10 protein-coding genes are annotated in these 9491 nt (G+C 63.0%); 5 read left to right on the top strand and 5 right to left on the bottom strand.

Annotated elements, in window-relative coordinates; all coding sequences use genetic code 11:
- Window positions 1-135 precede the first annotated feature (135 nt).
- From QUG01_RS17800 to QUG01_RS17780, 5 genes are all read left to right on the top strand, one after another.
- Window positions 136-552, top strand: coding sequence for a VOC family protein (locus tag QUG01_RS17800; protein ID WP_500831251.1), 417 nt, complete (start codon window positions 136-138; stop codon window positions 550-552).
- 64 nt (window positions 553-616) lie between these two features.
- Complete coding sequence (locus QUG01_RS17795) at window positions 617-1465, top strand: segregation and condensation protein A (RefSeq protein ID WP_500831250.1); 849 nt, start codon at window positions 617-619, stop codon at window positions 1463-1465.
- Window positions 1462-2271, top strand: coding sequence for a carbon-nitrogen hydrolase family protein (locus tag QUG01_RS17790; RefSeq protein ID WP_500831249.1), 810 nt, complete (start codon window positions 1462-1464; stop codon window positions 2269-2271). The genes QUG01_RS17795 and QUG01_RS17790 overlap by 4 nt, the downstream gene beginning before the upstream one ends.
- 69 nt (window positions 2272-2340) lie before the next feature.
- Window positions 2341-2808 (top strand): OsmC family protein, encoded by a 468-nt coding sequence (locus tag QUG01_RS17785; RefSeq protein WP_500831248.1) that lies wholly within the window; start codon window positions 2341-2343, stop codon window positions 2806-2808.
- Between the two features lie 15 nt (window positions 2809-2823).
- Window positions 2824-3291 (top strand): thioredoxin family protein, encoded by a 468-nt coding sequence (locus tag QUG01_RS17780; protein WP_500831247.1) that lies wholly within the window; start codon window positions 2824-2826, stop codon window positions 3289-3291.
- A gap of 39 nt (window positions 3292-3330) precedes the next feature.
- Here the strand turns inward: QUG01_RS17780 and QUG01_RS17775 are convergent, their stop codons facing one another.
- The 5 genes from QUG01_RS17775 to QUG01_RS17755 all read right to left on the bottom strand — a co-directional run bounded on the left by QUG01_RS17775 (window position 3331) and on the right by QUG01_RS17755 (window position 9360).
- Window positions 3331-4158, bottom strand: a complete 828-nt coding sequence (locus tag QUG01_RS17775; RefSeq protein ID WP_500831246.1) for an undecaprenyl-diphosphate phosphatase — start codon at window positions 4156-4158, stop codon at window positions 3331-3333.
- 164 nt (window positions 4159-4322) lie between these two features.
- Window positions 4323-5951 (bottom strand): methyl-accepting chemotaxis protein, encoded by a 1629-nt coding sequence (locus tag QUG01_RS17770; RefSeq protein WP_500831245.1) that lies wholly within the window; start codon window positions 5949-5951, stop codon window positions 4323-4325.
- A 315-nt stretch (window positions 5952-6266) separates the two neighbouring features.
- Complete coding sequence (sbcB, locus tag QUG01_RS17765) at window positions 6267-7685, bottom strand: exodeoxyribonuclease I (RefSeq protein WP_500831244.1); 1419 nt, start codon at window positions 7683-7685, stop codon at window positions 6267-6269.
- Between the two features lie 67 nt (window positions 7686-7752).
- Window positions 7753-8541 (bottom strand): enoyl-CoA hydratase-related protein, encoded by a 789-nt coding sequence (locus QUG01_RS17760; RefSeq protein WP_500831243.1) that lies wholly within the window; start codon window positions 8539-8541, stop codon window positions 7753-7755.
- A gap of 30 nt (window positions 8542-8571) precedes the next feature.
- Window positions 8572-9360: an alpha/beta fold hydrolase gene (locus QUG01_RS17755; protein ID WP_500831242.1), complete on the bottom strand. Its 789-nt coding sequence runs from the start codon at window positions 9358-9360 to the stop codon at window positions 8572-8574.
- Between the last annotated feature and the right edge of the window lie 131 nt (window positions 9361-9491).

Genomic DNA, 9491 nt, shown 5'->3' with positions numbered 1-9491 from the left:
GGGTATCCATCATCACGCTCCTGGTGAGAGGCTTACTTCAGTGTAGTTACCAACTTGTAATTGGGACATAGCCTTTTTTATTGCCATTCTCATACAATCAAGTTCCCGCTATTCCTTCCCCAGCTGGAGCGTGAGATGAGCGAAACCAGAGCCTTGCCAGGCGTCTATCCGTGCCTGTGTTACGACGATGCGATTGCGGCGATGGCGTGGCTGCAGCGGGTATTCGGTTTCCAACGGCGCTTTGCCGTGATTGAGGAGGGCCGAGTGCTGCACTCGGAGTTGAGTCTGGGTAACGCCGTGATCATGTTGTCCAGCCCCAAGCCCGAGCAACAGTGGGTCAGCGCGCGCAGCGTATCCGGGCTGGCCCAGGCCTTGTGCGTTTACGTGGCCGACCCGACGGCGCATTACGAACACGCCAAGGAACAGGGCGCGCATATCGTGCAGCCGCCGAAGCGCGAGGATTACGGCGCCAGCGGTTATCTGGCGCGCGATCTGGAAGGCCAGCAATGGTATTTCAGCGACTACCTGCCGGGAGAGTATTGGCAGGCATAGTTTAGGTTATGCGTTTAGTCGGAAGAGAAGCGCGGCCTGCTCTGGAACTGGTATCCTTGTCGCCATGACCGCCGTACCCGATACCCCCGCCACCGGCGATGCCGCCGACTTCCAATTGACCGCGCCGGAACTGCCGCCCAGCGTGCCGATTGCGCACGTTTTCGGCCAGCCGGTGCTGGAAGTGCCGCAAGACCTGTTCATCCCCCCCGACGCGCTGCAGGTGATCCTGGAAAGTTTTGAAGGTCCGCTCGACCTGCTGCTTTATCTGATCCGCAAGCAGAACCTGGACGTGCTGAACATCCCGATGGCCGAAATCACCGCCCAGTACCTGTCCTATATCGACGCGATGCAGCATGGGCGGTTGGAGCTGGCGGCGGAGTATCTGCTGATGGCGGCGCTGCTGATCGAGATCAAATCGCGGTTGCTGCTGCCGCGTCCGCAACTGGACGAGGACGGCGAGCCGGACGATCCGCGTGCGGAACTGGTGCGCCGCTTGCTGGAGTATGAGCAGATGAAGCTGGCCGCGCTGGAGCTGGACAAGATTCCGCAGGCCGACCGCGATTTCGCCTGGCTGGCGGTGCTGGTGGAGCAGTCCGCCGAGCAGCGCCTGCCGGACGTCAGCGCCGCCGACCTGCGCCAAGCCTGGATGGCCATCTTGTCGCGCGCCAAGCACCGCCGCCACCACAAGGTGGAGAAGGACGAGCTGTCGGTGCGCGAGCAGATGAGCTGGATTCTGCGCTATCTGGACGGCAAGGAGTATGTGCCGTTCGAGGAGCTGTTCGACATCGAGAAGGGCGTGGCGCACTTGGTGGTCAACTTCATCGCCGTGCTGGAGCTGGTGAAGGAGGGCATGGTCAAGGTCAGCCAGGAAGCGCCATACCAGCCCATCTATGTGCGGATCGCGCTGGTATGAGCGCGATCCGGCTGGCCCTGGCGCAGCGCTGCGCGCCGGATGATCCATCCCGTCGCCTGCCGTTGCTGCGGCAGTGGTGTGGCGAGGCCGCGGCCAGCGGGGCGCATCTGCTGCTGTTGCCGGAGATGTGGTCCACCGGCTACGCCCCAGAGCGGATGGACCATGCCCATGCCTGGGACGACGACGAGCCGGCGCTGGCCGCTGTGGCCAGCCTGGCGGCCGAGCATGGCTTGGCCATAGGCCTGACTTATCTGGCGCGCCATCTCGGCGCCTTGCGCAACCGGCTGCGCCTGTATGGCGCGGACGGCTTCCAGGCCTTGCAGTACGACAAGGTCCACATCTGCGATTTCACCGACGGCACGGAAACGGCGCTGCAAGGCGGCGATGGTTTCGCCTGCGCCGATCTGGTGTTGGGCGACGAAACCTTGCGCGTCGGCGCGATGATTTGTTACGACCGCGAATTCCCCGAGGCCGGCCGCGCCTTGATGCGGCACGGCGCCGAGCTGGTGCTGGTGCCGAATGCCTGCCCGATGCGCCGCGATGCCGAGCTCGGCGATGTGCGTCTGCAGCAACTGCGCGGCCGGGCGTTGGAGAACCGCTGCGCAATCGCCTTGTGCAACTATCCGGCGCCGCAGTACGACGGCGCCAGCTGTCTGATCGACGCGCGTGGCCATTTGCTGGCATGGGCGGACGACGGACCGACCTTGCTGATGGCGGAGCTGGATGTGGAGGCGCTGCGGCATTGGCGCGCGGAACAGGACGAGGTGTGGGGCGAGCGCGCGTTGCGGCCCGCATATTATCGTTGAGCGCCTGTCTATGTTTTCGTCATTGCCGTGCTATTATTTTTGCCGTGAAATTGATCAGGGGCAGGACGAATGGCGCAGCATCAGGCGGAGGTGCTATGGCGGCGCGGCGAGCAGGATTTTCTGGATCGCCGCTATAGCCGCAAGCATGTGTTGAAGTTTGATGGCGGCGCAGAAGTAGCGGGGTCATCGTCGCCGCATGTGGTCCCCGTGCCGTACTCCGATCCCGCCGCAGTTGACCCGGAAGAGGCTTTCATCGCCGCCTTGTCCAGCTGCCATATGTTGTGGTTTCTCGACTTGGCCGCCTGCGCCGGTTTCCGGGTGGACGAATACCATGACGTCGCGGTCGGTGAGATGGGCAAGAATGAGGACGGCAAAGCCTGGGTCGCGCGCGTCATTCTGCAGCCCAAGGTCATGTTTTCCGGCGACACGCCGCCGACGCCGGAGCAGCATGAGCGGCTGCACCACGCCGCCCATGCCGAATGCTTCATCGCCCATTCCGTGAAAGCCGAAGTATTGTGCCAGCCCCGGCTGGACTGATTCAGGAGAGTTCCCATGCGCAAGTTTTTCATCCTGATGTCGCTGCTGCTGGCCAGCACCGCTACGCTTGCCGGCGACTTGCCGTATGACGACAAAGCCGATGCCCAGGCCGAACTGCGGCAGATGCTGGAAGCGGCCCAGCAAGATCATCAGCCGGTGCTGCTGATCCTGGGAGCCAACTGGTGCGAGGACTGCCGGGCGCTGGATGCGGCGCTGAAGACGGGCAAGAGCGCCGAGCTGCTGGCGAGGGCATTCAAGGTAGTGAAGGTGGATGTCGGCAATTTCGATCATAACCTCGACATCGACGCCGCCTACGGCCACCCCATCGCCAAGGGCATTCCGGCCGCGGTGGTGCTGTCGCCGGACAACAAGGTGATCTATGCCACCCGCGCTGGCGAGCTGGCCGACGCGCGCCGGATGAGCGAGACCGGGATCTACGAATTCTTCGAGCGCGTCAGCAAAGTCGGGCGGGATGCGAAGTAGGGCGGGCTGGCCTGCAGGCTTTGCCCGCGGCGCGCGTTTTTAACCGGCGCTCCAGTTCACCAAGCCAGTCTGCCAGCTGGCCAGCACGATCAGGCCAAAAGCGATTCGATACCAGGCGAACACGGCGAAGCTGTGCGTCGAGATGAAGCGCAGCAGCGCGCGGATGGCGAGGAAGGCGAAGACGAAGGACGCGATAAAGCCGATGGCGAACACGCCGATGTCGTCCGCGCTCAGCGCCTCGCGGTGCTTGATCAGGCTGTACAGCGAAGCCGCGCCCAAGGTGGGAATGCCGAGGAAGAACGAAAACTCCGTCGCCGCCTTGCGCGACAGGCCCAGAAACAGACCGCCGATGATGGTGGCGCCGGAGCGGCTGGTGCCGGGAATCAGCGCCAGGCACTGGCACAGGCCCACTTTCAACGCATCCTTCAGCGTCAGGTCGTCCACCGTTTGCACGGTGACCTGATGTTGCCGCTTTTCCGCCCACAGGATGATCAGGCCGCCGATGATGAAGGCAATCGCCACGCAGACCGGATTGAACAGCACGGCCTTGATCTGCTTGGAGAACAGCAGGCCGGCGATGGCGGCCGGGATGAAGGCGATGACAATGCCCAGCAGCAGATTGCGTTCGCTGCCGGGGCGGACGGCGCCGCAGACGGTGCGGCCTATCTTGGCGCGGTATTCCCACACCACCGCCAGCATGGCGCCCAGCTGGATGAAAATCTCGTAGACGTCGCGCTTTTCCTTGTCGAGAAAGTTCAGCAGGTCGCCGGTCAGGATCAGGTGGCCGGTGGAGGAAATGGGCAGGAATTCGGTGATGCCTTCCACCAAGCCCATGATCAGGGAGTGGAACAACAGGATCGGGTCCATGGCGTGTCGGTGCGATAGTTGTCGTTGGGGTGGCGCGATTATAAATGAGAAACGCATGCCGTGTTGGCAGCTTGTTGCTGCTGGGTTTGCTATGCGATTTGAAGATTGCCGACAAAAAAGCTGCACCGATAGGCGCAGCCTGATGTGGGCAGCGCGCGCTTCACCTAAAGCCGGAAGCGCGTCGCTACGCTTTGCAGATTGGCGGACAGCGCATTCAACTGGCTGGAGGTAGTGGCCAGCTCTTGCACGGTGGCGTTGTTCTCCTCCGCCATTCGAGACACTTTTTCCATATCCTGCGCCAGGCTCAAACTGGTGCTGCGCTGTTCGGTCAGCGCGCCGGTGATGCTATGGATGGTGCGTATGATGGTGTCGGCGCTGGTTTCGATTTCCTTCATCGATAGCGATGCCTGCTCCGCGGTGCCGGACACGCCTTCCACGCAATCCAGGCTTTGACCCATGCTGTGCACCACCTGGCCCACGCCTTGCTGGATGGAGCCTATCATGGCGGTGATTTCCTGGGCCGAGGTGGTGGTCCGCTCGGCCAGCTTGCGCACCTCGTCGGCCACCACGGCGAAGCCGCGGCCGGTTTCTCCAGCGCGGGCGGCTTCGATGGCGGCGTTCAGCGCCAGCAAATTGGTCTGGTCGGCCACATCGCGGATCACGGTGACGATATTGCCGATCTGCTGGACTTCACGCGTCAGGCTGTTCATCTGCTTCGCGGTATCATCCACCGAGGTGGTGACGAAGCGGATCTTGCCGACGGATTCCAGCACCTCGGTGCCGCCGCGATTGGCCAGCTGCCCTGCGGCCTGCGCCTGCTGCGAGGCCTCGCTGGAGTTGTCCGCCACCTGATTGATGCTGACGGTCAGTTGTTCGATGGACGCGGCGGTAGACGAAGTGGCTTCGGCCTGGGTCTGGGCGCCGGTGGCCACTTGCTGCGCCATGCCGGACAGCGCGCGGGCGGAGTCGGATACGTGATGAGCGTTTTCTTGAATGCTTTGCACCATCTGGCGCAAGCCCTCGCGCATTTCCTGGATGTCGCGGGCGATCTGCATCGCTTCGTCGCGGGCAGGGGGGATAGGCTCGCTGGCGCCGGACAGATTGCCCTGCTTGATCTGATGCACCAGATCGGCCGACTTGCGCAGCGGAGAGGTGATCAAGTGCGAGATCCACAAGGCGACCACGACAGCGAGCAGCAGTGACGCCAGCGCTGTGCCGAGCAAGATGACCACCGCATCTCGGCTGGATTCCAGCGCGATCACCATCGATTTATCCAGCCGGCCTTGCTGACGGTCGCGCAGCGACAGCAGCGCGTTGATGAAGTTGTTGTTGGCCACGGCGAACTTGGTTTCCAGAAAATCGCGGGCGGCATCGGTCTGGTGGCTGCGAATCAGCGCATACAAGGGCTCGAATAGTGGTCGTTGCTCATCTTGTGCTTGCCGGATTTTCGCGAACAAAGCCCTGCCTTCCGGAGTGGACAGCATGGGTTCCATTTTTTCCAGGTCGGCGCGGTTGCTGGCGCGCAGGTCTTCTACCTGCTGGATTTTTTTCTCTACCGTGTCCTTGTCGCGCGCCAAGACGCCATCGCGCACGCCGCGGCTGATGTAGAGCAGATTTAGGGCGATGCGTTGGGACAGAATGATCTTGGGGTAGCGGTCTTCTTTAATCTCGGTGATGTTGTCCTGAATGGTGTGCAGCTTGCTGTAGGCGACGGCGACCACCACGCAGAGCAGCAGGATCAATAGCGAGAAACCGCCGAGCAGTTTTTGTCGAACGGTGAGTTGGTGCAGCATGCAAGCCTCCTGGTTCGCATTTTTGATTCCCATATAAATGGTTCTAGCGCACTAGATAATGAAAATTCATAAGGGGAAACGCGTAGGGGGCAGAAAAACGGGCTGAGGAACCGGCTTGCTGAGGGGGCAGGCTCGCCCCAATACCGCCCGGCGGCTTGCCGGTCAAGGGCTGAGGGCGGGCAAGAGGGCGTTGACCGCTACTAGGGGCTGTTGACGTTTGGTGAGCGGTCGCGCCGGGATGCATTTCACCAAACGTCAACAGCCCCTAGGCTGGCAGAGCGCGCCAGCGCTCCGCCAATCGTCGCTTACTGGGCGTTAGTCCAGTTCTACTTGCAGATTCGCGGCATAATCCGCCACTTGTCGCAACAGCTGCCTATGCCCGGGCGGGAGCTCGCTTGCCTCCAGCTCCGCCATTTCCCGTTGGAAGCCTGGCAGGGCGGCGGCCAGCCGTTCCCGGCACCATTGCTTCCAGCGTCGCTGCTCGCTGTCGGACAAGGAGTCCGGGAAGTTGCGCGCGCGGTAGCGGAACAGCAGTTCCGCCAACTGCGGATCTTCAAACAACGCCATCTCGCCAGCCAGTTGCGGCGCGGACAGCCGGCGCATTTTCTGCAGCACCTTGCGGTCGTTGTTGGAAACGAAGCCGCCGTACAGGTTTTCATCCACATCTAGCGGATCGCCGGCCTCGCGCTGATAGACGCGGCGCCACAGCGCGGACAGGTCCGGCAAGGTTTTCGCCGTTTCGGCGTGGCGGTGCATGGCGGCCAGGTCCATGCCCCAGCGCGCGGCGGCGTCCTCGCTCAATACCTTGAGATTGGCGACGACGAACGGCGATTTGTTGATGTGAATGGTCTTGATCGGCAGCCGTTGCGTGCCTGCCGGCAGTTCGTCGGCGCGGCTGAACAGGCGCAGGCGGATGTCGTCGGCGGACAGGCCGCGCAGTTCGGCCGGGTCATGCGCCAGGTCCCAGACGATGACTTCGTTGGCGTTGGTCGGGTGAGCGGCCAGCGGCCACACCAGGGCCAGATTGCCGCGCTCGACGCCATACATGCCGGAAACGTGCAGCACCGGCTTGGGGTCGTGCAAGGACAGCTGTACCTTGACCGCATCTTTCTTGCGCAGCGTCAGGTAGTAGTCGAACAGCTTGGGCTGGCGCTGGCGGATCAATCTGGCCAGCGCGATGGTGGCCCGCACGTCGGACAGCGCGTCGTGCGCCGACTCATGCGCCAGGCCGTTGGCGGCGGACAGGTGTTCCAGCTTGAAGCTGACGCGGCCGTCTTCATGCTGCGGCCAGACGATGCCGTCCGGCCGCAGCGCGTAGGTGGCGCGCACCAGGTCCAGCAGATCCCAGCGTCCGCAGTGGTTCTGCCATTCGCGCGCGTACGGGTCGATCAGGTTGCGCCAGAACAGGAAGCGGGTGACCTCGTCGTCGAAGCGCAGCGAGTTGTAGCCGACGCCTATGGTGGCCGGCGTGGCCAGTTCGCGTTCGATCACGCCGGCGAATTCATGCTCGGCCACGCCGCGCTCGCGGCATCGCTGCGGCGTGATGCCGGTCAGCAGGGTGGCTTGCAGCGTGGGCAGGTAGTCGGGCGCCGGGCGGCAGTACAGCATCACCGGTTCGCCGATTTCGTTCAGCTCGGCGTCGGTGCGGATGCCGGCGAATTGCGACGGGCGGTCGCGGCGCGGCACGGCGCCGAAGGTTTCGTAGTCGTGCCAGAAAAAAGTGTGGTTGGACATGGGGAACCAGGCAATCGTCGATGCGGGCTATTGTCGCATCGACGCGCCCCGATGAGCCAGCCGGGCGTCACTCCAGCCAGGACGGCTTGCGCATTTCGATCAACGCCTGGATGCCTTCGCGGCCCTCGTCGCTCATGCGCACCGCGAGGCTGTGTTCGATGCAGCGTTGTATCACCTGCGGCGTGATCTCCTGATGGCCGACTTCTCCCACCAGATGCTTGGCGGCGCGCATCGCCGCCGGACCGTTCAGCAGCAGCTGCGCCAGCATGTGCTGGACGGCGGCGTCCAGTTCGTCGTTCTCCAATACTTGATGAATCAATCCCAACCGCTTGGCCTTGCCGGCATTGAAGCGTTCGGCGCTGATGCAATAGCGGCGGGTGGGACGCTCGCCGATGGCGCGCACCAAGTAGGGTATCGCCAGGGCCGGAATTTGTCCGAAGCGGACATCGGACAGGCTGAACAAGGCCTCCGATGCGCCGATGGCGATGTCGCAACAGGCGACCAGCGCCACGCCCAGGCCAAAAGCCGAGCCTTGCACGCGGGCCACCGTTGGCTGGGGCAAGGTGTCCAGCGTGTGCAGCAGCCGGGCGTGCTGCTGCGCGTAGCGGTTGAGGTCGCTGGCGCTGAATTGCGACAAGCGGCGCAGCCAGTCGGGGTCATGGCCGGCGGAGAAGCTGATGCCGCTGCCGGTGAGCACCACCGCTCGCACTGAATTGTCCTCGGCCAGCGTCTCCAGCGTGGCGGCCAGCAGGCTGATGGCCTCATCATCCAGCGCGTTGTGCAGATCGGCGCGGTTCAGCGTCACGGTGGCGACGCCCTGTTTGTCAACATTCAACAGTACGGCTTCAGCGCTCATCGAGTCTTCCCCCTTGGTGTTGTGGCCGCCTCAGCGGGCGCCGAAACGGATGATGCTGCGGACGAAAGCTTCCGCGGCTTCGATGTGCAGCACATGGCCGACGCCGGGCAGGATTTCCAGTTCGGCGTTCGGGATCAGTTCGTGCAACAGCCGGGCCTGATATAGCGGCGTCAGCCGGTCTTCGTCTCCGACCAGTATATGCACCGGTAGTTGCAATTGTGATAGCCAGGTGCGGGAATCGTGCTGCTTGACGCCTTCGATCAAGCGGATCACCGCGTCCCAATCCACCATGCCGGCCAGCACTTTCAGGTTTTCCAGCATGCCGGCGTTGCCAGAGAGGAAGCGGCTGGAAAACAACCAGGGGACGCTGATCTGGTAGCGCAAGTCCAGGCCGCCCTGGTGATGGGCGGCGATCCAGCTGTCGCCGATATGGCTATTGACGCTGTCGGCCCAGGCCAGCGTGCCTGCCAGCAGCAGCCGCGACACGCGGCCTGGATGGCGGTGGGTCAGGTGCTGCGCCACCATGCCGCCGTAGGACAACCCTACCACGTAGGCCTGGTCGATGCCCAGCCACGCCAGCAGTCCGGCGGCCAGATCGGCTTGTTCCGCCAGCTGATAGTGCTCGGCGGGCGGATGGTCGGTTTGTCCTTGGCCGAGAAAGTCCAGACGCAGCAGGCGGAAATGCTGCTCCAGCGCCGGCACCATCAGCGTCCAGCCTACGGTGGACATGGTGATGCCGTTCAGCAACAACAGCGGCTGAACGCCATGGCCGCTCTCCTCGTAATAGACCCGGTGTCCGGCGATCTGGGCATGAGGCATGGCGGGCTCCTGTGGATTAGGTTTGTGTTTTCATTCTAGAACCGCTCAGGACGCGCTGAACAGGGATGGAATGCAAACGGCGTATGTAATCGGGATGACATTTAATTGTTTTAGATTAACGTTGTTTAACG

The organism is Chromobacterium sp. CCUG 76385 (genome assembly GCF_059916625.1).
This window is presented reverse-complemented; position numbering and strand designations above follow the sequence as displayed.